At 72.0% G+C, this 25,754-nt stretch carries 20 protein-coding genes; 9 read left to right on the top strand and 11 right to left on the bottom strand.

Features of this window, described 5'->3' with window-relative positions:
- Positions 1-88: 88 nt before the first annotated feature.
- Positions 89-1,540 carry an MFS transporter gene (locus ACZ4WH_RS10775; RefSeq protein ID WP_468178827.1) on the bottom strand — a complete coding sequence of 484 codons (1,452 nt, stop codon included), beginning with the start codon at positions 1,538-1,540 and terminating at the stop codon, positions 89-91.
- Positions 1,541-1,708: 168 nt separating this feature from the next.
- Here ACZ4WH_RS10775 and dusB point away from each other — a divergent pair, with 168 nt between their 5' ends.
- Positions 1,709-2,839 (top strand): tRNA dihydrouridine synthase DusB, encoded by a 1,131-nt coding sequence (dusB, locus tag ACZ4WH_RS10780; RefSeq protein ID WP_468178829.1) that lies wholly within the window; start codon positions 1,709-1,711, stop codon positions 2,837-2,839.
- A gap of 98 nt (positions 2,840-2,937) precedes the next feature.
- Here the strand turns inward: dusB and ACZ4WH_RS10785 are convergent, their stop codons facing one another.
- The 3 genes from ACZ4WH_RS10785 to ACZ4WH_RS10795 all read right to left on the bottom strand — a co-directional run bounded on the left by ACZ4WH_RS10785 (position 2,938) and on the right by ACZ4WH_RS10795 (position 8,618).
- The gene (locus tag ACZ4WH_RS10785) at positions 2,938-4,704 is read right to left on the bottom strand and encodes an alkaline phosphatase family protein (protein WP_468178831.1); all 1,767 of its coding nucleotides are present in this window, start codon (positions 4,702-4,704) and stop codon (positions 2,938-2,940) included.
- A gap of 159 nt (positions 4,705-4,863) precedes the next feature.
- Positions 4,864-6,801, bottom strand: a complete 1,938-nt coding sequence (locus ACZ4WH_RS10790; RefSeq protein ID WP_468178833.1) for an amylo-alpha-1,6-glucosidase — start codon at positions 6,799-6,801, stop codon at positions 4,864-4,866.
- A complete protein-coding gene (locus tag ACZ4WH_RS10795; RefSeq protein WP_468178835.1) occupies positions 6,798-8,618 on the bottom strand; it encodes an MGH1-like glycoside hydrolase domain-containing protein in 1,821 nt (606 codons plus the stop codon). The genes ACZ4WH_RS10790 and ACZ4WH_RS10795 overlap by 4 nt, the downstream gene beginning before the upstream one ends.
- Positions 8,619-8,738: 120 nt before the next feature.
- Between ACZ4WH_RS10795 and ACZ4WH_RS10800 the strand changes: the two genes are divergently transcribed.
- The 7 genes from ACZ4WH_RS10800 (at position 8,739) to ACZ4WH_RS10830 (ending at position 17,180) form a co-directional block, all read left to right on the top strand.
- A complete protein-coding gene (locus tag ACZ4WH_RS10800; protein ID WP_468178837.1) occupies positions 8,739-9,959 on the top strand; it encodes an ROK family transcriptional regulator in 1,221 nt (406 codons plus the stop codon).
- 419 nt (positions 9,960-10,378) lie between these two features.
- On the top strand, positions 10,379-13,099 hold the full coding sequence (ppdK, locus tag ACZ4WH_RS10805; RefSeq protein ID WP_468178840.1) for a pyruvate, phosphate dikinase: 2,721 nt from the start codon (positions 10,379-10,381) through the stop codon (positions 13,097-13,099).
- Between the two features lie 158 nt (positions 13,100-13,257).
- Positions 13,258-13,686: an NAD(+)--rifampin ADP-ribosyltransferase gene (gene arr / locus ACZ4WH_RS10810; protein WP_468178842.1), complete on the top strand. Its 429-nt coding sequence runs from the start codon at positions 13,258-13,260 to the stop codon at positions 13,684-13,686.
- Between the two features lie 54 nt (positions 13,687-13,740).
- A complete protein-coding gene (locus ACZ4WH_RS10815) occupies positions 13,741-14,121 on the top strand; it encodes a VOC family protein (protein WP_111004697.1) in 381 nt (126 codons plus the stop codon).
- 86 nt (positions 14,122-14,207) lie between these two features.
- Complete coding sequence (locus tag ACZ4WH_RS10820) at positions 14,208-15,455, top strand: ABC transporter substrate-binding protein (protein ID WP_468178844.1); 1,248 nt, start codon at positions 14,208-14,210, stop codon at positions 15,453-15,455.
- Entirely contained in the window at positions 15,452-16,354 is a 903-nt protein-coding gene (locus ACZ4WH_RS10825; RefSeq protein WP_468178846.1) for a carbohydrate ABC transporter permease, read from the top strand. Before ACZ4WH_RS10820 ends, ACZ4WH_RS10825 begins: the two co-directional genes overlap by 4 nt.
- The gene (locus ACZ4WH_RS10830) at positions 16,347-17,180 is read left to right on the top strand and encodes a carbohydrate ABC transporter permease (protein WP_468178848.1); all 834 of its coding nucleotides are present in this window, start codon (positions 16,347-16,349) and stop codon (positions 17,178-17,180) included. Before ACZ4WH_RS10825 ends, ACZ4WH_RS10830 begins: the two co-directional genes overlap by 8 nt.
- A 12-nt stretch (positions 17,181-17,192) precedes the next feature.
- Here the strand turns inward: ACZ4WH_RS10830 and ACZ4WH_RS10835 are convergent, their stop codons facing one another.
- Entirely contained in the window at positions 17,193-17,960 is a 768-nt protein-coding gene (locus ACZ4WH_RS10835) for an SDR family NAD(P)-dependent oxidoreductase (protein ID WP_468178850.1), read from the bottom strand.
- Positions 17,961-18,037: 77 nt separating this feature from the next.
- On the bottom strand, positions 18,038-18,622 hold the full coding sequence (locus tag ACZ4WH_RS10840) for a TetR/AcrR family transcriptional regulator (RefSeq protein WP_468178852.1): 585 nt from the start codon (positions 18,620-18,622) through the stop codon (positions 18,038-18,040).
- Positions 18,623-18,720: 98 nt separating this feature from the next.
- On the opposite strand from ACZ4WH_RS10840, the gene ACZ4WH_RS10845 reads away from it, so the two are divergent.
- Complete coding sequence (locus ACZ4WH_RS10845) at positions 18,721-19,704, top strand: NADPH:quinone reductase (RefSeq protein ID WP_468178854.1); 984 nt, start codon at positions 18,721-18,723, stop codon at positions 19,702-19,704.
- A 43-nt stretch (positions 19,705-19,747) separates the two neighbouring features.
- On the opposite strand, the gene nirD is transcribed toward ACZ4WH_RS10845, so the two are convergent.
- From nirD to ACZ4WH_RS10870, 5 genes are all read right to left on the bottom strand, one after another.
- On the bottom strand, positions 19,748-20,098 hold the full coding sequence (gene nirD, locus ACZ4WH_RS10850; protein ID WP_356122131.1) for a nitrite reductase small subunit NirD: 351 nt from the start codon (positions 20,096-20,098) through the stop codon (positions 19,748-19,750).
- Positions 20,095-22,704 carry a nitrite reductase large subunit NirB gene (gene nirB, locus ACZ4WH_RS10855; protein ID WP_468178857.1) on the bottom strand — a complete coding sequence of 870 codons (2,610 nt, stop codon included), beginning with the start codon at positions 22,702-22,704 and terminating at the stop codon, positions 20,095-20,097. The genes nirD and nirB overlap by 4 nt, the downstream gene beginning before the upstream one ends.
- The gene (locus tag ACZ4WH_RS10860; protein ID WP_468178859.1) at positions 22,705-23,919 is read right to left on the bottom strand and encodes an NAD(P)/FAD-dependent oxidoreductase; all 1,215 of its coding nucleotides are present in this window, start codon (positions 23,917-23,919) and stop codon (positions 22,705-22,707) included.
- Between the two features lie 337 nt (positions 23,920-24,256).
- Positions 24,257-24,922 (bottom strand): class F sortase, encoded by a 666-nt coding sequence (locus ACZ4WH_RS10865; protein WP_468178861.1) that lies wholly within the window; start codon positions 24,920-24,922, stop codon positions 24,257-24,259.
- A gap of 121 nt (positions 24,923-25,043) precedes the next feature.
- On the bottom strand, positions 25,044-25,553 hold the full coding sequence (locus ACZ4WH_RS10870) for a hypothetical protein (protein WP_468178863.1): 510 nt from the start codon (positions 25,551-25,553) through the stop codon (positions 25,044-25,046).
- Positions 25,554-25,754: the final 201 nt, after the last annotated feature.

Consider the following 25,754-nt stretch of genomic DNA (forward strand, 5'->3'; position numbering starts at 1 on the left):
GCGCCCCGGACGGACAACAGAGCGTTCGGGCTAGGGGCGAGCGCGGCGGGGCCGACCGCCGCGGCTCGGCCGGGGGCCGGGACCGGACCTACGCCCGGTCCGCGGTTCCCACGACGTGGCGTACCTCTGGTGACTTCAGGTTCTCGGCTGTGCGTTCGGCGGTTCGGCGGGCCCAGTGGCCGCTGGTCAGGAGGCCCAGGATGAGGACGGCGAGGCCGCAGACGGTGAGGATCCACCAGCCGGGGCGGGCCGCCGAGACGAACGCCTGCCGGTACGGGGACGAGCCGATGCCGGAGGCCAGGACGGCGCCGATCACCGCGACGCCGAGGGTCTGGCCCAGCTGCCGGCTGGTGGAGGCGACGGCGGCGGCGACACCGGCCTGGGCGCGGGGCATGCCCGAGACGGCCGTGTTGGTGATCGGCGCGTTCACGAAGCCGAAGCCGATGCCGAAGAGGACGTAGCCGAGGAGGAGGGTGGAGTCGGAGGTCTCCGCCTCGAACGCGGCGAACAGGACGCCGCTCGCGGTCATCGCCGTACCCGCCACCAGCAGGGGCAGGCGCGGGCCGCGGCTGCCCACCAGGCGGCCGGACAGCGGGGCGCACAGGAACGTCGGCAGGGCCATCGGGAGCATCCACAGGCCCGCGTGCAGGGCGTCGAGGCCGCGCACGTTCTGGAGGTACAGCGTGGACAGGAACAGGAAGCCGCCCAGGGCCGCGAACGCGCTGATCGCGATCACCGTGGCACCGCTGAACGGGGCCGAGCGGAAGAAGCGCAGGTCGATGAGGGGTTCGTCGCGCCGGGGCTCGTACCAGAGGAGGGCCAGCAGGGCGGCCACGGCGACCACGGCGAACGGCGTCACCGGGCCGGCGCCCGCCTCGGGGGCCTCGATGATCGCGTACGTCAGCGAGCCGAACAGGGCGATCACCAGCAGCTGTCCGACCGGGTCGGGCCGGCGGGCCCTGGGCGCGCGGGACTCGGGGACGAAGCGGAGGGTGAGCAGCAGGGCCGCGAGGCCGACCGGGAGGTTGACCCAGAAGATGGAGCGCCAGCCCACCGACTGCACCAGCAGCCCGCCGACCAGCGGACCCGCCGCCATGGAGATGCCGACCACCGCACCCCACACGCCGATCGCGCGGGCGCGTTCCCGGGCGTCGGTGAAGGTGTTGGTGATGATCGACATGGCGACCGGGTTGAGCATCGAGCCGCCCACCGCCTGGACCATGCGGAAGACGACCAGCAGTTCCAGGTTCGGGGCGAGGGAGCAGAGCAGGGAGCCGGCGGTGAACACCACGAGGCCCGTCATGAAGACGCGTTTGCGGCCGATCCGGTCGGCCGTGGAGCCCGCCAGCATCAGCAGCGAGGCCAGGACGAGCGTGTAGGCGTCGATCGTCCACTGGAGACCGGAGGTGGTGGCGTGCAGGTCGCGCTGCATGGACGGCAGGGCCACGTTCAGGGCGGTGTTGTCGAGGCTCACGATCAGCAGGCTCATGCAGCAGATCGCGAGCACGAGCAGGCGTCGGCGAGGGCTCAGCTCTGGCATGCGCTCCATCGTACGCCGAACTCAATAGTGCGTCTAACTAATGAGTCATGCATGATGTGTGCCGGGCCGTCGCGGCCCGAGCCGGCTGGGGCGGCCGGCGGAGATCACCACCGAGTGAGGGACAATGGTCCTTTGTCTGCTGTCGTACGTCCGTCCCGGAGCCGTCTGATGACCCACCCGCTCTCCATCGGCCCGCACGCCGTGACACCGCCCGTCGTGCTCGCACCCATGGCGGGGATCACGAACGCGCCCTTCCGCACGCTGTGCAGGGAGTTCAGCGGCGGCAAGGGGCTGTTCGTCAGCGAGATGATCACGACCCGGGCGCTGGTCGAGCGCAACGAGAAGACCATGCAGCTGATCAGGTTCGACGCGAGCGAGCAGCCGCGCTCGATCCAGCTGTACGGCGTCGACCCCGCGACCGTCGGCAAGGCCGTCCGCATGATCGCGGAGGAGGGCCTGGCCGACCACATCGACCTGAACTTCGGCTGCCCCGTGCCGAAGGTCACGCGCAAGGGCGGCGGCTCGGCGCTGCCGTTCAAGCGGAACCTGCTGCGGGCCATCCTGCGGGAGGCGGTCAGCGGGGCCGGTGACCTGCCGGTGACCATGAAGATGCGCAAGGGCATCGACGACGACCACATCACGTATCTGGACGCCGGTCGCATCGCCGTGGAGGAGGGGGTGACCGCCATCGCCCTGCACGGCCGCACCGCCGCCCAGCACTACGGCGGCACCGCCGACTGGGACGCCATCGCGCGGCTGAAGGAGCATGTGCAGGAGATCCCCGTGCTCGGCAACGGTGACATCTGGTCGGCCGAGGACGCGCTGCGGATGGTGCGGGAGACCGGGTGCGACGGGGTGGTCGTGGGGCGCGGGTGCCTGGGGCGGCCGTGGCTGTTCGCGGACCTGGTCGCCGCGTTCGAGGGGCGGAACGACTTCCTGCGGCCCACGTTGCGTGAGGTCGCCGACGTCATGGTGCGGCACGCCACGCTGCTCGGGGAGTGGATCGGTGACGAGTCCAAGGGCGTGGTGGACTTCCGTAAGCACGTCGCCTGGTATCTGAAGGGGTTCGCGGTCGGGTCCGAGATGCGCAAGCGGCTCGCGATCACGTCGTCTCTGGAGGAGTTGCGGGCGGGGCTGGACGAGCTGGATCTGGATCAGGCGTGGCCGGTCGGGGCGGAGGGGCCGCGGGGGCGGACGTCCGGCAACAACCGGGTGGTGTTGCCGGATGGGTGGTTGAAGGATCCGTACGACTGTTCCGGGATCACCGAGGAAGCGGAGCTCGACACGTCGGGTGGCTGACCGTTCCTGGGGCTCCGCCCCAGACCCCGCCAGGGGCTCCGCCCCTGGACCCCGGCCTCGCCCACCCACCACCCGACTCGGTCGGTCGGCAGGGGGCGTCAACCCTTCTTCGGGTGGGGAGTCGAGCCGTAGGCCGTCAGGAAGCGGTCTCGGAAGGCGCTCATCTTCCATACCGGCGCGTCATGGGCGGGGCGGAGCCCGTCCGTCCAGTTCCAGTCGGCGATCTTGTCCAGCATCTTGGGGTCCTTGGCGACGATCGACACCGGCACATCACGGCTGGCGTGGTTGCCGCTGACCCGGGCGATCGGCTGGTGGTCGCCGAGGAACACCAGCACGGTGTCCTTGGTGCCGTACCGCTCCAGCCACTCGGTCAGCGCGGTCACCGAGTACTGGACCGACTTGCCGTACTCCTCGCGGGACCTGGTCGTGTCGGCGATGACGTCGGCCGGCTTGTTGCCCGCCGCCTCGATGCCCTTGAAGACCGAGCCGTCACCGAGCTGGTCCCAGTCCACCATCTTCGGGATGGGCGCCCAGGGCTGATGGCTCGACGTCAGGATGAGCAGTGACATCCGTGCCTTGCCGTCGGCCGGCCGCTTGCTGTGCACCCGCTCCTGGTACTGCTGGAGCGCATACTGGTCGGGCATGGTCGACCAGCTGAACTTCGGCCCCTGATAGCCGAGTCGGAAGGCGTTGTAGACCTTGTCCAGGCCGTACCACTTCTGCTCCGGCCACCCCTTCTGCACGCCCGGCATGACCCCGACGGTGTCGAACGCGCCGGTCTTCTTGAACGCCTCCGTCAGGCTCAGGTGATCGCTGGCCATCACCGTGCGATAGCGCTGCTGGTTGCTGATCCACAGGCCCGACATGGTGGTGGAGTGGCCGAGCCAGCTGCTGCCGCCGTAGGTCGCCGAGGTCAGCCAGCCGCTCTTCGCGTGGAAGCCGGCCCTGGCCAGTGCCTTGGTGCGGACGTCGAGCGTCCGGTCCACGCCGGGCGCCATGACCGGGTCCTCGATCGCACTGCGGCCGTAGCTCTCGATGAAGGTGAAGATCACGTCCTTGCCGCGCAGGTCGGGGACCAGCTGACTGCCCGGCGTGTTCCCGAACGCGTCGACCCGGGCCACCTTCCGGAACTCCGCCTCGTCCTTCAGCGTGTCCGAGACCCGGCGGGCCTGGACCTTCAGCGCGGTCGCGGTGCGGTCGGAGGCGATCGGCACGCCCGCCATCTGGAGCCCGAGCGAGGAGCACGTGATCCAGACGACCCCGGCGACCAGGGTGCCGCGGGTCGCCGTGCCGGGGTGCCGGGCGAGGAGGTTGCTCAGCCGCACCATGGCCAGCGCCAGCAGCACGAAGAGCAGCAGGACGACCACGATCAACCCGGTCACGGCGGCGAGAGTGGCCGTACGGCCCAGGGAGTCCTCCAGATACGACTCCGCGTCCCCGAACAGACTCCAGTCCAGTACGACGTTGAAGCTGCGGCCCAGATACTGGTTGAACCCCATGTCGAGCGCGTTCAGCACGGTCATGGCCCCGAGCAGCACCCCGGACACCGCCGCCACCACCACCCGGGGCCGCCGCGGCAGCGCGAGCAGCACGGCCGCCCCGATGACGGCCTCGGCGGGTATGCGGAAGAACTTCGCGGGACCCAGCCGGACGACCGTGTTCGGCATCACCAGCGCCGCGACGACCAGCGCGGCGGCGAGCAGGGTGACGGTGACGGACAGGGCCCGCGCGACCTCCGGATGCCTCTCGCGCCAGCGCCTGCGCCACGCCGACCACGCGGTCCAGGGACGGCGGAACGTACGTACGGCGGGTTCGCTGATCTCTTCGGCCACGTCCTCGGCAGAGGCAGACTGGAGCGCGCTCATGCCCTCCCGTACGGCCCACGGGGAAGCGCCGTTCACCAGGGCCGGGCAAACACCTGGTCAACACAGCCGACGGCACGTCAGCGCCCTGAAGGGCGCGGGGAACCGCGCGATCAACCCCCGCAGACCCGCACTCGCCCCACAGCCGGACTCCCCACCCCCTCAGGCACCCCCCACAGCCGTCAGCAAGGCAAGCGGCGCGGCGGCGGACCGGGCCCCCCGCCCACACGCGTGCGGATACGGCACCGGCGAACCGTGCGGAGTACGCCCGTACCCCGCCAGCACCTCCGGCAACCGATGCCCACCCGCCGTCGCCGCGTCGATCAGCGCATGGGCGACCGTACGGGCCTCGTCATGCAGCCCGTACCGCGCCAGACCCAGGGCGATCAGCGCGTTGTCATGGGGCCAGACGGACCCCCGGTGACAGGACAGCGGATGGTACGCGGCCTGGCCGGAGGCCACCGTGCGGACGCCCCAGCCGGAGAAGAAGTCCGGCTCCAGCAGCCGTCGGCCCACCACCTCGCCGTACTCCTTGTCCAGCAGCCCCGACCACAGCAGATGCCCGGCGTCGGACGCCAGCGCGTCGATCTGCCGGCCCTGTCCGTCCAGCGCCAGCGCCGGGAAGGACCGCTCCCGCATCCAGAAGTCCCGCTGGAAACGGTCCCGGAGATCGGCCGCCGCCTGTTCCAGCAGCGCGGCGTACGTCTCGTCGCCCCACACCGCCCGCGCCACCCCGGCCGTGCGGCGCAGCGCGTCGTACGCGTAGCCCTGGGCGCCCGCCGCCATCACCGCGCCGGTGGGCCGGGTGCCGTCGGCGCAGCAGATCGCGCCGGGGGAGTCCTTCCAGTTCTGGTTGGCGAGGCCGCCCTCGTCGGCGCGGTAGACGAGATAGCCGCGCGAGGTCAGGCCGCCGTGGTCGAGCATCCAGCCGACGGCGGCCCGGGCGTGCGGCTCCAGGCGCCGGGCCGGCTCCGTGTCCCCGGTCTGCTCGACGTACGCGCCGAGCAGGATCAGGAAGAGCGGGGTGGCGTCGACCGAGCCGTAGTAGCGGCGGAACGGCACCTGGCCGAAGTGGGCCAGCTCGCCGTGCCGTACCTCGTGCACGATCTTGCCGGGCTGGGCGACCGGGGACCCTCCGGTGCCGGTGGCCTGGGTGGCGGCCAGGGCGAGGAGCGTGGCGGCGGCCGAGCGGGGGTGGTAGGGCAGGACGAACAGGGAGGTGAGCAGCGCGTCGCGGCCGAGGAGGGTGAGGAACCAGGGGGCGCCGGCCGCCGGTACGCGCAGGTCCTCGCCGTCCGGTCCGGTGGCCGGGACCTGGAGCGCCGCGAGGTCGGCGAGGCCCCGGGCGCAGGCGGCGGCCAGCTCCGGCCAGCCGGTCGGGAAGGCCACGCCCTCCATGAACTCCGCCTCCCGTGCCAGGAGTTGTTCCTGTACGGCGGCGGGGTCGCGGGGTACGCGCAGGGCGCGCTTCTCGCCGTGCGGGCGGGCGATCACCCGTAACAGCAGTTCGGTCGTGCCGTGCGGTGCGAGGTCGAGGGTCCACACCAGGCGCCGGGCGCCGGTGCCCGTCTCCTCCACGGCGTCGGGGGCCGGGTCGGCCGTGATCGTCGTACGGGACCGCCATTCGGCGCGCCGGTAGGTGAACTCGATGCCGTCGGGGAGGACTTCGCGGGAGCGTACGGCGCCGGCCTTGACGTAGGTGCGGTGGTCGGAGCGGAGTTCGAACTGGTCGGTGAAGTCGGCGTCGACGGTGAGCGCGAGCCGCAGGGTGGTGGGCACCGGACGGTTGCTGGTGACCTTCAGGGACTCCACGAACGAGCTGTCCCCGACGGCCTGTTCACGGAAGAGCGTGTACGCCGGGGGCTCCTGCCGGCCGCTGCGCGGGACCAGCACGCAGCGGGCCTCGTCCCCGTCCGCGACCGGGGTGAGCACCTCGGGCACCGTGCCGTCGAGGGTGAGTTGCCAGCGGCTGAGGTGCCGGGCGTCCCGCACGAACAACCCGTCCGGGGGGCTGCCGCCCCGGACCCCGCTGATGTCGCCACCGTCGCCCACGGCGGCGAAGGTGGCGCCGTGCACGAGCAGATGATGCCGGTCCGTCATCCCCGGTCCCCTCCTCTGTCACTCCTGTCGAACGTTCCGCTGTCCGTGGGGGGTACGTCTCTTTGTGCGCTCTTGTCCAGCTTTTGACGCTCTTGGTGCGCGGGCGGCCGGTGGCACAGGTCGAGCGCGAGGGCCGCCGTCCAGCTGAAGCCGGTGGCTCCGCAGGGCGCGCCGGTGTACGGGTCGACGTACTCCGCGAAATCGGTGGCGTCGGCGAGGTCCAGCACCGCCGCGCGCAGGGCGTCGGCCGCCGCCGTCTCGCCGTGGACGCGCAGGCCGCGCTCCAGCAGCCAGCTCGTGTTGAACCAGGCCGGTCCGCGCCAGTAGCGGTGCGGGTCGAAGGCCTCGCCGAGGAGGTCGTAGCTCGGCACGAGCCGGGTGCGGTCCCCGACCGAGAAGTGCGGCCCGCGCAGGGTACGGACGAGGGCGGCGGCGATGTCACGGGGGAGCCCGGGCAGGATCAACGGCACCAGACCGGAGACACCGCGCTCGGGGAGGAGGCGGGAACCGGAGGCGCGTGGCTCGCCACCGGCACCGGAACGGGAGGTGCCGCGCTCGGGGACGAGGCCGGAACCGGAAGCACCCCGCCCGGAGGCGGAGCCACCGCGCCCGGAGGCACCCCGCCCGGTACCGGAGGCCCCGTGCCCGGAGGCAGAGGCGTCGCGCCCGGAGGTGCCCCGTCCCGAACCGGAGGCCCCGTGCCCGGAGGCGGAGCCACCGCGCCCGGAGGTACCCCGCCCGGTACCGGAGGCGTCCCACCCGGAGGCAGAGACGTCGCGCCCGGCGGCAGATGCGTCGCGCCCGGAGGTGCCCCGTCCCGAACCGGAGGCCGCGTGCCCGGAGATGGCGTCCTCGCCCCGCAGGTCCCGGCACAGGAACATCCCCGCCTCCGCGTCCCACAGCCGCTCCACCAGCGTCGCCGTCAGCCGCTGCGCGCGGGCCCTGCGGGCGGCGCCGTTCGCGCCCAGTTCCTCGGCGATCCGCGCGAGCGCGTCCTCGGAGGCGATGAGGAGGGCGTTGAACGCCGGGTCCTCCACGGCGAACTCCCCGCCCCCGTCGGCGTACCCGGTGTCCCGGTAGTCCGCGGCCAGCCGTACGTACCGCCCGTAGTCCAGATCCGTCGGCCGGTCCTCGGCCGCGCCGTGGTCGAGGTCGGCGCGGCGGAAGGAGCGGGCCGGGGCCGGGGTGATCCCGGCGAGCGGGGCGTCCCAGCAGGGGCTGTTGTCCATGCCCTGCTCCCAGGGGTGGACCACGGACACCAGTCCGGCGCCGCCCAGGTCCCGGCGGTGCAGCAGATACCGGTGCCAGGCGGCCAGCCGTGGGTGGACCCGGGCCAGGAAGCCGCGGGCCCGGGACAGCTCGGGGTCGGCGCGGTGCACCAGCCAGGCCGCCAGCGCGTGCACCGGTGGCTGCACGATGCCGGAGGTCTGTAGCGTGCGCGGGGCGCCCGCCGCGCGTCCGGCGGTGGCGGAGCGCCAGAAGTCGGGGCTCGGGAAGTACGCGTCGAGGGGTACGGAGGGGTTGAACACGATGTGGGGGACGCGACCGTCGGCCCACTGCGCCGCGAGCAGCGTCTCCAGTTCCGTCTGGGCCCGCGACGGCGAGACGTGCCGCAGCCCGATGGCGATGAACGCGGAGTCCCAGGACCACTGGTGCGGATACAGGTTGCGGGAGGGCACCGTCGACGCGCCCGTCCAGTTCGCCTCCAGCACCCGGGCGGCCCTGACGTGCGGGGACGTGGGCGTGGGCGTGGCCGGTGGATCGTATGCGATCTCGTACGCGGTGGAACGGGCAGTGAGCTGGGCGGTGCGGTCCACTCGGGGCTCCCCGAAGACGTCCGGCCGACGCGGTTCGACCCCGGCCACCGTAGGGTTACGTCTATTTAACACGCAAAACTCAATATGTAAGGCAAACTGGAGAAACACAAGGGGGTGCGCATGACCGGACGTCCGGGGAGGACCGGCAAGAGCGGAAGCCAGGCGGGTGCCGGCGATCTGCTCGAACTGGTGCGCAGCGGACGGGCCGTGACGCGCGGCGCGCTCCAGCAGGCGACCGGACTGTCCCGGGCCACCGTCGGCCAGCGCCTGGACCGGCTGTTCCGGGCGGGCTGGCTGCGCGAGGGCGCCGGCGGCCCGGTCGACTCGCCGCTCGGCGGACGCCCTTCCATCACCCTGGAGTTCGACGACTCCCACGCGGTGGTCCTCGCCGCCGACCTGGACACCCGGCACGCCCGCGCGGCCCTTCTCACGCTGACCGGTGAGATCCTCGCCGAGCAGGCCGGCACGCTGGCGGTCGAGGACGGCCCGGACGCCGTCCTGGGCGAGCTGGGCCACTGGTTCGCCGAACTGCTGACCAAGGCCGGGCACCGGCCCGAGGAGGTGTGCGGGATCGGGCTCGCGGTGCCGGGCCCGGTGGACAGCGAGACCGGCCGGGTGGTCCAGCCGCCGATCATGCCGGGCTGGGACGGCTACGACATCCGGGGCCGCCTCTCCCGCGCCCTCACCGACCACACCGGGGCGCCGGCGGTCCCGGTCCTGGTCGACAACGACGCCAACCTCATGGCGTACGGCGAACAGCGCACCGGACACCCCGACTGCACGGCCTTCGTGCTGGTCAAGGTGTCCACGGGCATCGGCGCCGGGGTGGTCGTGGGCGGCTCGATCTACCGGGGCGTGGACGGCGGCGCGGGCGACATCGGACACATCCGGGTCGGTGCCGACGCGCTGTGCCGGTGCGGCTCGTACGGCTGTCTCGCGGCGGTCGCGAGCGGCGGCGCCGTGGCCCGGCGGCTGGCCGCCTCCGGGGTGCCGGCCGCCTCCGGCTCGGACGTGCGGGACCTGCTGGCCGCCGGGCACCCGGAGGCCGCCGCGCTGGCCCGGGAGGCAGGGCGGCAGGTCGGGGACGTGCTGGCGACGGTCGTGACCCTGCTCAACCCGGGTGTGCTGATGATCGCGGGCGACCTGGCCGGAACGTCCTTCCTGACCGGCGTGCGCGAGCTGCTCTACCAGCGGGCGCTGCCCCGCTCCACGGCCCACCTGGACGTCGTCACCTCGCGGCTCGGCGACCGGGCCGGGCTGATCGGCGCCGGGGCGCTGGTGGTGGAGCACCTGTACGCGCCGGACCGGGTGGAGCAGCGGCTGTCGGAGATGGGTGTGTGACAGGGGCGTTTCCGCTGCCTGCCGGTGTCCGCCAAGGGGTCCGCATGGTGAAACGGAGCGGTCTGTGGCAGCGTGATTCTCGCCACCCTTGATAAGGGTTGCGCTCAGATGAGCGGATCAAGCGCGGCTGCACTTTTCCAAGGGGTGGCACTCGGTGCCACCCCTTGATCGTTCATCGACCGAAATCAGTCGTGCCGTGACCCGCTCATCTGAGCGGAAAACCGCACCTGTGGGCGGCTGTTGTCTTCAAGAAGTGAAAACATACGGCTGGCTTCGCTTACCAAGCCTTGACTTTCGATCCGCTGGCGGACGGGTGGTTACAGGCGCATGACGCGCAAGTGGACGTCCCTAGGAACCTTCGATCTGGGTATGTTCCTCGCCATCAGGGCAGCCACCGTGGCCTCAAGGAGTCGAGACCCGTGTCGGAAAACAAAGAACCCCACGTAGCGAAGTTCGTTTACGACTTCACCGAGGGCAACAAGGACCTCAAGGACCTGCTCGGCGGCAAGGGTGCCAATCTCGCCGAGATGACCAACCTGGGTCTCCCGGTCCCTCCCGGCTTCACGATCACCACGGAGGCCTGCAAGGTCTACCTGGAGAGCGGCGAGGAGCCCGCGGCACTCCGTGACGAGGTGAGTGCGCACCTCGAAGCCCTCGAAGCGAAGATGGGCAAGAAGCTCGGCCAGGCCGACAACCCTCTGCTGGTCTCCGTCCGCTCCGGCGCCAAGTTCTCCATGCCCGGCATGATGGACACGGTCCTGAACATCGGCCTGTCCGACAAGTCCGTGCAGGGCCTCGCCGCCCAGGCCGGCGACGAGCGGTTCGCCTGGGACTCCTACCGCCGCCTCATCCAGATGTTCGGCAGGACCGTCCTCGGCGTCGACGGCGACCTCTTCGAGGAGGCCCTGGACAAGGCGAAGACGGCCAAGAAGGTCACGGTCGACACCGACCTGGAGGCCGCCGACCTGAAGAAGCTGGTCACCACCTTCAAGAAGATCGTCAAGAAGGAGGCCGGCCGGGACTTCCCGCAGGACCCGCGCGAGCAGATGGACCTCGCCATCAAGGCGGTCTTCGACTCCTGGAACGGCGACCGCGCCAAGCTGTACCGCCGCCAGGAGCGCATCCCGCACGACCTGGGCACGGCCGTCAACGTCTGTTCGATGGTCTTCGGCAACCTGGGCCCCGACTCCGGCACCGGTGTCGCCTTCACCCGGGACCCCGCCTCCGGCCACCAGGGCGTCTACGGCGACTACCTCCAGAACGCGCAGGGCGAGGACGTGGTCGCGGGCATCCGCAACACCGTCCCGCTCGCCGAGCTGGAGCAGATCGACAAGAAGTCGTACGACCAGCTCATGCAGATCATGGAGACCCTGGAGAACCACTACAAGGATCTCTGCGACATCGAGTTCACCATCGAGCGCGGCCAGCTCTGGATGCTCCAGACGCGCGTCGGCAAGCGCACGGCGGGCGCGGCCTTCCGCATCGCCACCCAGCTGGTGGACCAGGGCCTCATCGACGAGACGGAGGCGCTCCAGCGCGTCACCGGCGCCCAGCTCGCGCAGCTGATGTTCCCGCGCTTCGACGAGCAGGCGAAGGTCGAGCAGGTCGCCCGGGGCATCGCGGCCTCGCCGGGCGCGGCGGTCGGCAAGGCGGTCTTCGACTCGTACACGGCGGTGAAGTGGTCCCGCTCGGGCGAGAAGGTGATCCTGGTCCGCCGGGAGACCAACCCCGACGACCTGGACGGCATGATCGCGGCCGAGGGCATCCTGACCTCGCGCGGCGGCAAGACCTCCCACGCGGCCGTCGTCGCCCGCGGCATGGGCAAGACCTGTGTCTGCGGCGCGGAGGAGCTGGAGGTCGACACCAAGCGCCGCCGCATGACGGTCCCCGGCGGACACGTGGTGGAGGAGGGCGACCTGATCTCCATCGACGGTTCGAGCGGCAAGGTCTACCTGGGCGAGGTCCCCGTCGTCCCCTCTCCCGTCGTGGAGTACTTCGAGGGCCGGATGCACCCGGGCGCCGACGACGCCGACGAGCTGGTCGAGGCGGTCCACCGCATGATGGCCTTCGCCGACCGCAAGCGCCGCCTGCGGGTGCGCGCCAACGCGGACAACGCCGAGGACGCGCTGCGGGCGCGTCGCTTCGGCGCCCAGGGCATCGGCCTGTGCCGCACGGAGCACATGTTCCTCGGCGACCGCCGCGAGCTGGTCGAGCGCCTCATCCTGGCCGACACCGAGGAGGAGCGCGAGGATTCCCTGAAGGCGCTGCTGCCGCTACAGAAGAAGGACTTCGTCGAACTCTTCGAGGCGATGGACGGCCTCCCGGTGACGATCCGTCTCCTGGACCCGCCGCTGCACGAGTTCCTCCCGGACATCACGGAACTCTCCGTCCGCGTGGCCCTCGCGGAGTCCCGCCAGGAGCCGCACGAGAACGAGCTGCGCCTGCTCCAGGCCGTGCACCGGCTGCACGAGCAGAACCCGATGCTGGGCCTGCGCGGCGTACGCCTCGGCCTGGTCATCCCCGGCCTGTTCACCATGCAGGTCCGGGCCATCGCGGAAGCGGCGGCCGAGCGCAAGGCGGCCAAGGGCGACCCGCGCGCGGAGATCATGATCCCGCTCGTCGGTACGGTCCAGGAGCTGGAGATCGTCCGCGACGAGGCGGACCAGGTCGTCGCCGAGGTCGAGGCGGCGACCGGTACGAAGCTCAAGCTGGCGATCGGCACGATGATCGAGCTGCCGCGAGCGGCCCTCACGGCCGGTCAGATCGCCGAGGCGGCGGAGTTCTTCTCCTTCGGCACGAACGACCTGACCCAGACGGTGTGGGGCTTCAGCCGGGACGACGTGGAGGCCTCGTTCTTCACGGCGTACCTGGAGAAGGGCATCTTCGGCGTCTCCCCCTTCGAGACGATCGACAAGGACGGCGTCGGCTCCCTGGTGAAGGCGGCGGCCGAGGCGGGCCGTCGTACCCGCCCCGACCTCAAGCTCGGCGTCTGCGGCGAGCACGGCGGTGACCCGGAGTCGGTCCACTTCTTCCACGAGGTGGGTCTGGACTACGTCTCCTGCTCCCCGTTCCGCATCCCGGTCGCCCGCCTCGAGGCCGGTCGCGCGGCCACCCAGTCGGCGGGCAGCGACCACCGCTGACCTGGCCAGACCCCGGAGCCGCCGTCGGTCCCCGACCCTCACCGATCGACGGCGGCCCCGGCGCACGAAAGAGGAGGGGCGACATCCCGTGCGGGGGGTGTCGCCCCTCTGCTGCTGTGGTTCCCTGTTGTGCCGAGCCCAGGACGAAGGAGCAGCCCATGACCAGCGCCCCTGTCCCCTTCCAGGTGTACGAGGCGGGAACCTACCTGCACGGTACGAAGGCGGACCTGCTGCCGGGGGATCTGCTGATCCCCGGCCACGCCTCCAACTTCGAGGAAGGGCGCACGTCCCGACACGTCTACGTGTCCGAGACCCTGGATGCCGCCGCCTGGGGTGCCGAACTCGCGGCCGGCGACGGACCGGGCCGGATCTACGTGGTGGAGCCGACGGGCGATCTGGAGGACGATCCCAACGTCACCGACAGGAAATTCCCGGGCAACCCCACCCGCTCCTATCGCACACGCGAGCCCGTGCGCGTCGTGTCGGAGCTGAAGGACTGGGTCGGGCACACCCCCGAGCAGATCGAGGCCATGCTGAACGGGCTGGCCGACCTTCGCCGCCGCGGCATCGCCACGATCCTGGACTGACGAGGACCCCAAAACCCTTCGCACCCGCTCGCCGCGCCCGGTACCGTCTCGGGCATGGCATGTCGTATCAGTGAACTCGTGCTCGGTTGCCGCGACCCCGAGGTGCTGGCGCGGTTCTGGTGCGAGGTTCTGGACTTCGTCGTGCTCGATCGCGAAGGGGACGACTGCATCGAGATCGGGCCGCGCGAAGGGTTCGGCGGCCCGCAGCCGACGATCATCCTCAGCCGCAGGGACGAGCCGGAGCCGGGGAAGTCCCGGCTGCACATCGACGTCAACGCCACCGACCGCGATCAGGACGCCGAACTCGAACGCCTCCTGAAGCTCGGGGCGCGCCCGGCCGACATCGGCCAGACCGGCGAGGAGCAGTGGCACGTTCTCGCCGACCCCGAGGGAAATGAGTTCTGCCTTCTCAAGGCGCGCCTCAACCCGCTCTGACACACGGCCGCAACTCGCCTTTCGTAATCGAGGCGCATGGTTGATCGTTGGGCCGTGCATCGATGACGGACGTCAGGGGGCACACGATGACGATCAGGCGCAGAGATCTGCTGGCCGCGGGTGTGGGCGCCGGGCTGCTCACCGCCTGTGGGTCCAACACCGGCCGGGGCGGCGGCGGTTCGGGGCCGGAGCTGACGCAGTGGTACCACCAGTACGGCGAGCCCGGCACCGAGCGGGCCGTTCAGCGGTACGCAGCCGCCTTCAAGAAGGCGCGGGTCTCGGTGCAGTGGCGGCCGGGGAACTACGACCAGCAGACCGCCGCCGCGCTGCTCACCGACTCCGGGCCCGATGTCTTCGAGGTCAACGGGCCCACCCTCGACCAGATCCGGGGCGGGCAGGTGCTCGACCTCACCGAGCTGGTGGCGCAGGTGAAGGACGACTTCCATCCGGCCGTGCTCACACCGAAGACCCACGAGGGGCGGATCTACGGCATTCCGCAGGTCGTCGACATGCAGATGCTGTACTACCGCAAGAGCCTGCTGAAGGACGCCGGTGTCGAGCCGCCCGCCACCCTCGACGCCCTGGTCGACGCCGCGCACCGGCTCACCAGCGGCAGGGTGAAGGGGCTCTTCCTGGGCAACGACGGGGGAGCGGGGGTGCTCGGGGGAACTCCCCTGTACGCGGCCGGACTCCAGCTGGTCACCGACGACGGCGAGGTCGGCTTCGACGACCCCGCCGCCGCCCGCACCCTCGGCAAGCTGCACCGGCTGTACGCCGACAAGTCCCTGCTGCTGGGCGCTCCCAGTGACTGGTCCGACCCGTCCGCCTTCGTGCAGGGGCTGACCGCGATGCAGTGGACCGGGCTGTGGGCGCTGCCGCGGATCCGCGAGGAACTCGGTGACGATTTCGGGGTGCTGCCCTTTCCGGGGGACGGCAGTCACGGGCGGCCTTCCGTGCCGGTCGGGGCGTACGGCGCCGCCGTCAGCGCCCGCAGCCGGCACAAGGAGCCGGCCAAGGAGTACGTGAAGTGGCTCTGGGTCGAACGCACCGATTACCAGGAGGACTTCGCGCTGTCCTACGGGCTTCACCTTCCCGCCCGGATCTCCCTCGTCGAGAAGGCCACCGCGCTCAAGGACGGTCCCGCCGCCGACGCCGTTCGCTTCACCACCGACCACGGCTACGCCCAGCCGCTGCTGTGGACCCCGGCCGCCCAGAGCGCCTACCAGGACGCGCTCAGCCGGATCATCAAGAACGGGGCCGGTCCGGAGCGGGAACTGCGGGCCGTCGTACGGAAGGTGGCGGCCGAACTCGACCGTGTGAAGAAGACCTCGTGAGGCGGCGCGGGGCGCTCTGGTTCTGGGTGTTCGTCGGGCCGTTCGCGCTCGGGCTCGCGCTGTTCACGTACGTCCCGCTGCTGTGGAGCGTGGCGCTCAGCTTCTTCGACGCGCACAACACCGTCACGCCCACGCACTTCGTCGGGCTGGACAACTACACGGCGATGCTGCGGGACCGCGCGTTCGTGGACAGCCTGAAGACCTTTCTCGTCTTCACCGCCTTCATCGTGCCCGTCACCTACCTGTTCTCCCTCTCCCTCGCCCTCATGGTCAACCGGGTCCGGCGGGCCCGGGCCTTCTTCCGGTCCGTGTTCTTCCTGCCGGCCGCGTGCAGTTATGTCGTGGCCGCGCTCATCTGGAAGATGTCGCTCTTCAACGGGGTGCGGTTCGGGCTGGCGAACACGGTGCTGGGGTGGTTCGGCGCCGACCCGGTCGCCTGGCTGTCGACACCCGATCCGCCCTGGTACTGGCTGGTGATCGTGACCGTACGGCTGTGGCTCCAGGCCGGGTTCTACATGATCCTGTTCCTCGCCGGGCTCCAGCGGATCGACCCGGTGCTGTACGAGGCGGCGGCCGTGGACGGGGCCCGGCCCGGCTGGACGGTGCTGCGGCACATCACCCTGCCCCAGCTGCGGGCCACCTCGGTCGCGGTGGTGCTGCTGCTCGTCATCAACGCCTTCCAGGCCTTCGACGAGTTCTACAACCTGCTGTCCGACGCCCGGGGCTATCCGCCGTACGCCCGGCCGCCGTTGGTCTATCTCTACTACACCGCACTCGGGCAGGGGCAGAACCTCGGGCTCGGCAGCGCGGGCGCGGTGATCCTCGCGCTGGTCATCGCCGTCGTCACGGTGGGGCAGGCGCGCTGGCTGCGGCTCGGGAGGACGGACGGCGATGGATGACGCCCTGGTGCGGGCCGGGCGGGCGCTGCGGCTGGTGCTGCTGATCGCGCTCGCCCTGCTCTTCCTGATCCCCTTCTACCTGCTCGTGCGCAACGGGCTGGCCGGCGAGAAGGACATCACCTCTCCCGAGTGGACCTTCTTCCCCCGAACGGTGCGGTGGGGGAACGTCGGTGAGCTGTTCGGCGATCCGTCCGTGCCCTTCGCGCGCTCCCTGCTCAACTCCGCGCTGATCGCCGTCGCCACCACCCTCGGCACCCTGCTCCTCGCCTCCCTCGCGGGCTACGGCCTCGCCCGCGTCCCCTACCGTCACGCGAACAAGGTCTTCTACGGCATCCTCGGCACCCTGCTGGTTCCGGCGGCCGTCACCTTCGTGCCCAGCTTCGTGCTGGTGTCGTCGCTGGGCTGGATCTCCACGCTGCGCGGGCTGATCGTCCCGACCCTGTTCCCGGCCTTCGCCTGCTTCGTCTTCCGGCAGTACTTCCTCGGTTTCCCCAGGGAGTTGGAGGACGCGGCGCAGGTGGACGGGCTCGGGTACTGGCGGACGTACTGGCTCGTCGTCGTACCGAGCACCCGTCCGGTGTTCGCGGCCGTCGGGACCATCGTGTTCCTCGGCGCGTGGAACTCCTTCCTGTGGCCGCTGGTGATCGGGCAGGACCAGAGCGCCTGGACGGTGCAGGTCGCGCTGTCCTCGTTCACCACCGCCCAGGTCGTGCGGCTGCACGAGTTGTTCGTCGCGGCCGCCGTGTCGATCCTGCCGTTGCTGCTGGTGTTCCTGTGCTTCCAGCGGTGGATCGTGGCCGGGGTGGAGCGGTCCGGGATCGACTGACGCGAGCCGGGCTCAGGCCGTGGAGCCACCGTCGATCACCAGGTCGGTGCCGACCACCGAGGCCGCGTCGTCGGAGGCCAGGTACAGCACGGCGGCGGCCACCTCCTCGACGGTGGAGACCCGGCCGAGCGGCACCTCGGAGCGCATGCGCGCGGCCCGGCCGGCCTCGGTCTCCCCGTCCCGGAACGACATCTCCGTGGCGGTGGGGCCCGGGCTGACGGCGTTGATGCGCACGCCGTCGGCGATGTGGTCCAGGGCGGCGGCGCGGGTGAGGACGGAGACGGCCGCCTTGCTGACGGCGTAGCCGGCGGTGCCGGGCAGCCGGCTGTGCACGCCGATCCGGGAGGCGATGTTGACGATCGCGCCGCCGTTCGGCTGGGTGCGCATCCGCGCGATCTCGGCCTGGAGGGCGAGGAAGACACCGGTGACGTTGACGTCGAGCATCCGGCGCCAGTCCTCCTCGGCCAGGTCGCCCACGGACCGCCCCCGGCCCTGAAGGACACCGGCGTTGTTCACCGCCACGTCCAGGGAGCCGAACCGGTCCACGGCCGCGTCCACCAGGGCCCGCAGGTCGTCGGCGCGGGAGACGTCGGCGGTGACGGCGAGCCCCTTGCCGCCCTCGGTCTCGATCAGCGCCACGGTCTCGTCCAGCGGGTCCCGGCGCCGGCCGGCGACGACGACCTGGGCGCCCTCCCGGGCGAGGGCGAGGGCCACCCCGCGGCCGATGCCGGAGCCGGCGCCGGTGACGAGAGCGGTCCGGCCGGAGAAGCGGTGCGTCATGGTGAGGTTCCCTTTACTTGAACGATCGGTTCAATCTAAAGTCCCGGAAAAGCGGCCGGACCCGCGACGGTGCGGTGTCAGTCCAGCAGTGCCAGGGCCTGCTCCGCCGCGTCCCGGACCCGGGCCGGGTCGGCCGAGGCCTTGCCGACCACCCGCAGGCCCTGGAGCAGGACCAGCGTCATGCGCGCGAGGGCCAGTGGATCGCGGTCGCCGGCCAGCTCACCCTGCGCCTGGGCGCGGACGAGGGCGGAGTGCAGCAGGGTCTCGACGGTGTCCCAGCTGTGCTCCACCCGGCGGGCGGCCTCCCGGTCGTGCGGGGCCAGTTCGACCGCCGTGTTGGTGACCAGGCAGCCCTGCTCCCGGGTCGCCTCGGAGGCGGCCTCGGCGGCGAACCGCCGGACCAGCCCGCGCACGGCCGGCAGCACCGGGCCGGGTTGGGACAGCTCACGCGTCAGCACCGGGTCCTGCGCCTGCCCGTACCGGTCCAGCGCCCGCAGATACAGCTCGTGCTTGCTGCCGAAGGTGGCGTACAGACTCGCCTTGCCGATGCCCAGGTGCGCGACCAGGTCGGCCATCGACGTCGCCTCGTAACCCCGCCGCCAGAACAGCTCCAGGGCCGACTGGAGGGCTGCGTCGGGGTCGAATTCCTTGGTCCTGGCCATGTGCGCAGCGTAGGGTTATCGAAACCGATCGGTCAAGAAACGGTGGTGGGAAACGGCGCCCGCGCGCGTTCCGGCCCCCGGTGGCAGCATGGGATGCCATGCGTGCCGCGTACATCCAGGAGCTGGGTTCCCCGGACGTCATCCGGTACGGCGAGCTGCCCCCGCCCCGGCCCGGCCCGACCGACGTCCTGGTGGACGTGCTCGCCACCGCCGTGGACCCGGTGGACGCCTTCGTCCGGTCGGGGGTGTTCCGTACGGCCGTGGACTTCCCGTTCGTCATCGGCCGTGACCTGGTGGGTACGGTCGCGGAGACGGGACCCGGCGTGACCGGCTTCCGGGCCGGGGACCGCGTGTGGTGCGACAGCCTCGGGCACGAGGGGCGGCAGGGCGCGGCCGCCGAGCAGGCGGTGGTGGCGGCCGACCGGCTCTACCCCTTGCCCGACGGCGTCGATCCGGACCTCGCCGTGGCGGCGCTGCATCCGGCCGCCACCGCGTATCTCGCCCTGTTCGTCCACGGCCGCCTCCGCTTCGGCGAGACCGTGCTGGTCGCGGGCGGCGCGGGCCATGTCGGCAGTGCCCTGGTGACGTTCGCGGCGCGGGCGGGGGCCCGGGTCCTCGCCACGGCCGGCGCACGGGACGCCGGGTACTGCGCCGAGTCCGGCGCGGCCGAGGTGTTCGACTACCGGGACCCGGAGCTGACCGGGACGATCCGCAGGGCGGCGCCGGCGGGCGTCGACGTGTACGTGGACACTGCGGGCGTCAACGACCTGGAGACCTCGGTCGGTCTGCTCGCCCGCCGTGGCCGGGTGGTGCTGCTGGCCGGCGCCGGCACCCGGCCCGTGCTGCCCGCCGGGCCGCTGTACATGAATGGCAACTCCGTCGTGGGCTTCGCCATCTCGCACGCGACGACCGTCGAACTCGCCGCCGCCGCGACCGCCGTCAACGACCTGCTGGGGCAGGGTCTGCTGCGCCCCCGGAACGTCGAGGTGCTCCCGCTGAGCGCCGCCGCCGAGGCGCACGCGCGGATGGAGAAGGGGGAGCTGCGGGGGCGCCGGGTCGTGCTGAGTACGGACCTGACCTGAGCCGAAGCCCGCGGCCCGGTCCGTACGCCCTGTCACATCACCGCTACAGCGCCCGCACCTCGTACGCGGTCACCCGTACCGACTCGTCGTCCAGGCACTGCCCGGTGACCAGGTCGAAGCGCTGCTTCAGCAGCGGGGACGCGACGAACGGGCGGCCCTGGTGGGTGCCGGTCAGGCCGCGGGAGAGGACGGCCGCGCCGGTGAAGGGGTCCCGGTTGTCGACGGCGTACAGCCGGTCCGCGCGGTCGCGGAAGAGGGCCACCTGGCGGCCGTCCGGCAGCAGGGCCGCCACTCCGCGGCCCGGGACCAGCAGGCTCAGGTCGCAGACCGTGAACCAGCCGTCCGCGAGCTGGAGCTGGACCTTCAGGTCGGTCGTCTCAACTGCCAGGGTCATCGCTGGGCGCTTCCTTCCAGGACGTCGTCGGCGGGCCGCAGGCCGATGTTCAGCAGCGGCAGGTCGGGCTTGATCTGGTCGCGCTCGGGGACGAAGGAGACGACCGGGTCCGGGGTGTCCGGCGCGTTCACGAAGGACACGAACCGGGCCAGCTTCTCGGGGTCGTTCACGGTCTCCGCCCACTCGTCGCGGTAGTGCGCGACATGCGCCCGCATCAGCTTCTCCAGCTCGTCGCAGATGCCGAGCGAGTCGTGCACCACCACGTCCCGTACGTGCTCCAGGCCCCCCGGGATGCGCTCCAGCCAGGTGCTGGTGCGCTCCAGACGGTCGGCGGTGCGGATGTAGAACATCAGGAACCGGTCGATCAGCCGGACCAGTTCGGCGTCGGACAGGTCCTGGGCCAGCAGGTCGGCGTGGCGCGGGGTGGCCCCGCCGTTGCCGCCGACGTACAGGTTCCAGCCGTTCGAGGTGGCGATCACCCCGAAGTCCTTGGACTGGGCCTCCGCGCACTCGCGGGCGCACCCGGACACCGCCGACTTCAGCTTGTGCGGGGACCGCAGGCCCCGGTAGCGCAGCTCCAGGTCGATCGCCATGCGGACCGAGTCCTGCACGCCGTACCGGCACCAGGTGGAGCCGACGCAGGACTTCACCGTGCGCAGCGACTTGCCGTAGGCGTGACCGGACTCGAAGCCGGCGTCCACCAGCCTCGCCCAGATCAGCGGCAGTTGCTCGACGCGGGCGCCGAACATGTCGATCCGCTGGCCGCCGGTGATCTTCGTGTAGAGGCCGAAGTCCCGGGCGATCTCGCCGATGACGATCAGCTTCTCGGGCGCGATCTCCCCGCCGGGAATGCGCGGGACCACCGAGTACGAGCCGTTCTTCTGGAGGTTGGCGAGGAAGTGGTCGTTGGTGTCCTGGAGCGCGGCCTGCTCGCCGTCCAGGACATAGCCGCTCGCGCCGATCGTCGGGGCGAGGGACGCGATGATCGAGCCGACCGCCGGCTTGCACACCTCGCAGCCGTCACCGCCCCGGGCGCCCTCGCGGCCGTAGCGGTCCAGCAGCTCCTGGTACGACGTGATACGCAGGGCCAGGACGATCTCGTACAGCTCCTCGCGGGTCTGCGCGAAGCAGGCGCACAGGCCCTTGTCGACCTCGACGCCGGACGCCTCCAGCTCGGCGGTGACCAGCTGGCCCAGCACCTTGACGCAACTGCCGCAGCCGGTGCCGGCCTTGGTGCACTTCTTCACCTCGGGCACGGTCGTGCAGTTGTGCTCGGTGACCGCGCCGCGGATCGTGCCCTTGCTGACGTTGTGGCAGGAGCAGATGACCGCCTCGTCCGGCAGCGCGGACGGGCCGAGCTGGGCCCCCGAGCCCGCTCCGGCGGGCAGGACGAGCGACTCGGGGGAGATGGGCGGCACCGAGCCGGTGAGCGCGCGCAGGGTGCCGTACGCGTCCGCGTCACCGACCAGGATGCCGCCGAGCAGCGTGCCGTCCGCGCCGATGACCAGCTTCTTGTACAGGCCCGCGCGCGAGTCGGAGTAGACGACGTCCAGGCAGTCCTCGGTGGTGCCGTGCGCGTCGCCGAAGGAGGCGACATCCACGCCGAGCAGCTTCAGCTTGGTGGACAGGTCGGCGCCGGTGAACGAGGCCTCGTCCGCGGCGATGGTCGCGGCGGCCGTCTCGGCCTGCTCGTAGCCCGGCGCCACCAGGCCGTAGACCCGGCCGTCGGCGGCCAGCGCGCACTCGCCGATCGCGAACACATGCGGGTCGGAGACGGTCCGGCACTGCTCGTCCACCGCGATGCCGCCGCGCTCGCCGACGTCGAGGCCGCAGTCGCGGGCCAGCTGGTCGCGGGGACGGACACCGGCGCTGAACACCACCATGTCCGCGGCGAGTTCGGAACCGTCCGACAGCCTCATGCCGGTGACGGCACCGGAGTCGTCCGTCACGATCTCCTGGGTGCCCACACCGGTGTGGACGGTCAGGCCCATGTCCTCGATGGTCCGCAGCAGGGCCGCGCCACCGCCGTCGTCGACCTGCACCGGCATCAGGCGCGGCGCGAACTCCACGATGTGCGCGTTGAGTCCGAGCCCCTTGAGCGCGCCGGCGGCCTCCAGGCCGAGCAGACCGCCGCCGACCACGGCACCCGTCGTCGCCCGGGTCTTCGCGTACTCCTCGATCGCCAGCAGGTCCTCGATGGTCCGGTACACGAAACAGCCGGTGGCGTCCTTGTTCGGCACCGGCGGCACGAACGGGTAGGAGCCGGTGGCCAGGACCAGGACGTCGTAGTCCACGACCAGACCCGAGCGGGCGGTCACCGTGCGCGCCTCGCGGTCGATCGTCTCCGCCGGGTCGCCGATGTGCAGCTCGATGCCGTGGTCCTTGATGAACTCCATGTCGGTCATGGAGAGGTCCTCGGGCGTCCTGCCGGAGAAGTACGAGGTCAGCTGGACGCGGTCGTACGCCGGACGCGGCTCCTCGCACAGTACGACCACGCGGTGCGTGGCGGTCAGGCCGCGCTCGGCGAGCGCTTCGAGGAAGCGCTGGCCGACCATGCCGTGGCCGACGAGCACGATCGTGGGGGTGGCCCCCAGGGTGGCGGTCATTCAGGAGCCTCCATCGTTGGTGAGCAGGTGGAGCAGGGGGCCGTCGTCGGGGAGCGGCTCCGCTCCCTCCCAGGCGCGGGCGAGCGCGCCGACGGTGCCGAGTTCGCCGACGAGGACCCCGCCGACCAGGCGGTCGTCGCGGACGACGACCTTGCGGTAGGTGCCCCGGGTGGCGTCGGCGATCCGCACGACGTCGTCGCCGGGGCGGGGTTCTGTCTCGCCGAACGCGGCGAGGTCGAAGGGGGAGTCGGGACCGGTGAGGGTCAGCCGGGTCAGGGAGCGGGTGCCGGTGTAGCGGGCACGGGCGTCACCTGCCAGCAGCTCGGCGAGCGCGTCGGCCTGTTCGAGCGCCGGGGCGGCCAGGCCGTAGACCGTGCCGTCGTGCTGGGCGCAGTCGCCGACGGCGTGGATGTGCGGGTCGGAGGTGCGCAGCTCGTCGTCCACGAGGACGCCCTTGTGGACGGCGAGGCCCGCCTGCTCGGCGAGACCCGTGCGGGGCCGTACCCCGCAGGCCAGGACGACGAGGTCGGCGTCGAGCGCGTACCCGTCGGCCATCTCCACCGAGCGGACCGCGCCGGCGACGCAGCGCACGTCCCGCACCCGGCACTCGGTGTGCACCTCGACGCCCAGCTCGGTCAGGTGCCGCAGCACCAGCCGGGAGGCGTCCGGGTCGAGCTGGCGCTCCATGAGCCGCTCGGCCTGCTGCGCGAGCACCACCTGGGCGCCGCGTACGGCGAGGGCGCGGGCCGCGGAGACGCCGAGCAGCCCGCCGCCGATGACGACCGCCCGCACGCCCGGGCGTACGGCCTTGGCGAGGCCCAGGCAGTCGTCCATGGTGCGGAACGCGTGGACGCCCTCCGGTAGTTGGCGGTCGGGGGTGAACAGGCCGCGCAGCGGGGGCAGCACCGCGTTGGAGCCGGTGGCCAGCACCAGCCTGTCGTATGCGATCGACGTACCGTCGGCGCAGGCGACCGTCCGGGCGGCACGGTCGATGCCGGTGACCCGGGTGCGCAGCAGGCCGGCGGGCGGCGGGAGGGTGATCACCTCCGGGGCGTACCGGCCGGCCAGTACCTCGGCCAGCAGCACCCGGTTGTACGGCGCGTGCTCCTCCTCGCCGACGAGCAGCGCGGGCGTGCCCAGCTCGCCGAGCCGCCGGGCGAGCCGTACGCCCGCGAGGCCGGCGCCGATCACCACCACACGCGTATTCGAGGTCATGTCCCGAGCGTGCGGCCCCGACGTTACCCGGCAGCATCACTCCTGTTTCCCGGGAGGAACGCTGCCCTCAGCGAGGCGACACCCCGGATGTGAGGGACCTGCGGGGCCCGGGGCGGCACGGTGAGGCCGGGGCGGGGGCTTGGGGCGGGGCTCGGACCGTTGGGGCCCTGGGCTGGGGCCCGGCGGTCGGCGGGTGCGCAGGAGGTCCACCGGGCCGGTGGTGTCCTCCGTGGCGTGGCCGGCTGCCAGGCGGTCGCGCATCAGCTGGAGGAACGGGGCGGGAAGAAGCACGTCCTGGGCGTGAGCCTGGCGCGGTGCTGAGTCTCGGCGGGTGCCGTCAGCGGCTTGCCGTCAGGTGGGCGAACACGACCACGTTGCCCTGGTAGCCGGTGGCCTTCGAGTAGCCCCCGCCGCAGGTGATGACGCGGAGTTCGGGGCGGGGGGCGGCGCCGTACACCTTCTCGTCGGGGAAGGCGTGCGCCGAGTACACCTCCACCGCGTCCACGGTGAACACGGCCACGGTGCCGTCCCGGCGGTCCACTTCGATGCGGGCGCCCCGCTTCAGCGCGCCGAGGTCGTAGAAGACGGCGGGGCCCTCGGTGTTGTCGACATGGCCGGCGACGATCGCGGTGCCCGTCTCGCCGGGGGTGGTGCCGGCCTCGTACCAGCCGGCCAGGTTCTTCTCCTTGGCGGGCGGCGCGTCCAGGCTGCCGGAGCGGGTGAGGGCCAGGCCCATGAGGGGCGCGTTCACCCGGATCGCGGGGATGCGGATGCGGAGCGGCGGGGACGGCGCGAGGCCGGGTGCCGCGACCCGCGCGCCGCCCGGGTCGGGGCGGCCCTCGGCGGCGGCCGGCTGCGGTGGGGTGTGCGGGCCGGTGCCGCCGCCCAGCAGCCACACGCCCGAGCCGAGGGCCACGACGGTGACGGCGGCTATGACGGTGTCGCCGAGCCGGGCGGCCCTGGCGCTCCGAGCGGTCCCGCGGTTCCCGGCGGCCTTGCGCATACCAATCCCCTCTCCCGGGGGCGGACCCCACAAGCCCCTTCCCCCTCCGGGCCGCGAGGGGCGTCGGACCCGGAGGGGGCGGGGTGTGCGGTACCGGCGGACGGACAGCGGAGGGTGTCCGTCAGATCCCGTCGCCTCTCGCCCGGCGATGCAGGAGCCAGGTACCGCCCGCGGCGGCGACGGCCAGTGCCGCCACGCCCGCCGCGGTCTGCACGGGGTCGGGGCCGAGTCCGCCGCCGACCCCCGTCTTCACGCTTCCTCGCGGCAGCACCTGCTCGTGTGCCGCGCTCAACGCGACCACCAGGTCGCCCGCCACCTGCCGGTCGCCCTCGGCGCACCGGGCGACGATCTCGTACGTCCCCGGCTGCGCGCTCGGCGGCACCCGGAACTGTCCGATCGCCTCGCCCTCGTGCGTGGTGGGCGCCAGCATGAACGTTCCGGCACCGACCGCGCCGGCGTCCCCGGTCGCGGCCCCCGTGTCCCCGCACGCGGCCGTGTTCACCGTGACCTGGCCACCTGGTGCCACGGTCGCCGGGTACAGGTCCAGACGGCCGGTTCCGGCCGCGTGGGCGGGCGCCGCGGCGGCCACGGCGAGCGCGGTACCGGCCAGCAGACGGGCAGTGCGTCGCATGGTGCTCCCCAGAGCTTGTCCGACTCGTCCAGGGGTGCGCCCCTGCCCTACCGAGGTAAGTCGCAGTCGCGGGGATCCGCTTCCCGAGGCGGCGCCGGGAATGCGGTGAACGGGTGGCGCGAACGGCCCCCCACACGGCCTAGCCGGAGCGTGTTCCAGCAGGTCAGGGCCGTGTGAGGGGCCGGGGGCGAAGAGCACACG

Source organism: Streptomyces sp. NPDC029138 (genome assembly GCF_055564375.1).

Excerpts from the sequence above, each read along its gene's own strand:
- ACZ4WH_RS10815 (WP_111004697.1), top strand. The coding sequence starts at position 13,741 with ATGGCATGTCGTATCAGTGAACTCGTGCTCGGTTGCCGCGACCCCGAG.
- ACZ4WH_RS10790 (WP_468178833.1), bottom strand. The coding sequence starts at position 6,801 with ATGACGGACCGGCATCATCTGCTCGTGCACGGCGCCACCTTCGCCGCC.
- ACZ4WH_RS10865 (WP_468178861.1), bottom strand. The coding sequence starts at position 24,922 with ATGCGCAAGGCCGCCGGGAACCGCGGGACCGCTCGGAGCGCCAGGGCC.
- ACZ4WH_RS10800 (WP_468178837.1), top strand. The coding sequence starts at position 8,739 with ATGACCGGACGTCCGGGGAGGACCGGCAAGAGCGGAAGCCAGGCGGGT.
- ACZ4WH_RS10870 (WP_468178863.1), bottom strand. The coding sequence starts at position 25,553 with ATGCGACGCACTGCCCGTCTGCTGGCCGGTACCGCGCTCGCCGTGGCC.
- ACZ4WH_RS10845 (WP_468178854.1), top strand. The coding sequence starts at position 18,721 with ATGCGTGCCGCGTACATCCAGGAGCTGGGTTCCCCGGACGTCATCCGG.
- arr (WP_468178842.1), top strand. The coding sequence starts at position 13,258 with ATGACCAGCGCCCCTGTCCCCTTCCAGGTGTACGAGGCGGGAACCTAC.
- nirB (WP_468178857.1), bottom strand. The coding sequence starts at position 22,704 with ATGACCGCCACCCTGGGGGCCACCCCCACGATCGTGCTCGTCGGCCAC.
- ACZ4WH_RS10775 (WP_468178827.1), bottom strand. The coding sequence starts at position 1,540 with ATGCCAGAGCTGAGCCCTCGCCGACGCCTGCTCGTGCTCGCGATCTGC.
- nirD (WP_356122131.1), bottom strand. The coding sequence starts at position 20,098 with ATGACCCTGGCAGTTGAGACGACCGACCTGAAGGTCCAGCTCCAGCTC.
- dusB (WP_468178829.1), top strand. The coding sequence starts at position 1,709 with ATGACCCACCCGCTCTCCATCGGCCCGCACGCCGTGACACCGCCCGTC.
- ACZ4WH_RS10860 (WP_468178859.1), bottom strand. The coding sequence starts at position 23,919 with ATGACCTCGAATACGCGTGTGGTGGTGATCGGCGCCGGCCTCGCGGGC.
- ACZ4WH_RS10820 (WP_468178844.1), top strand. The coding sequence starts at position 14,208 with ATGACGATCAGGCGCAGAGATCTGCTGGCCGCGGGTGTGGGCGCCGGG.
- ACZ4WH_RS10785 (WP_468178831.1), bottom strand. The coding sequence starts at position 4,704 with ATGAGCGCGCTCCAGTCTGCCTCTGCCGAGGACGTGGCCGAAGAGATC.
- ACZ4WH_RS10840 (WP_468178852.1), bottom strand. The coding sequence starts at position 18,622 with ATGGCCAGGACCAAGGAATTCGACCCCGACGCAGCCCTCCAGTCGGCC.
- ACZ4WH_RS10830 (WP_468178848.1), top strand. The coding sequence starts at position 16,347 with ATGGATGACGCCCTGGTGCGGGCCGGGCGGGCGCTGCGGCTGGTGCTG.
- ACZ4WH_RS10835 (WP_468178850.1), bottom strand. The coding sequence starts at position 17,960 with ATGACGCACCGCTTCTCCGGCCGGACCGCTCTCGTCACCGGCGCCGGC.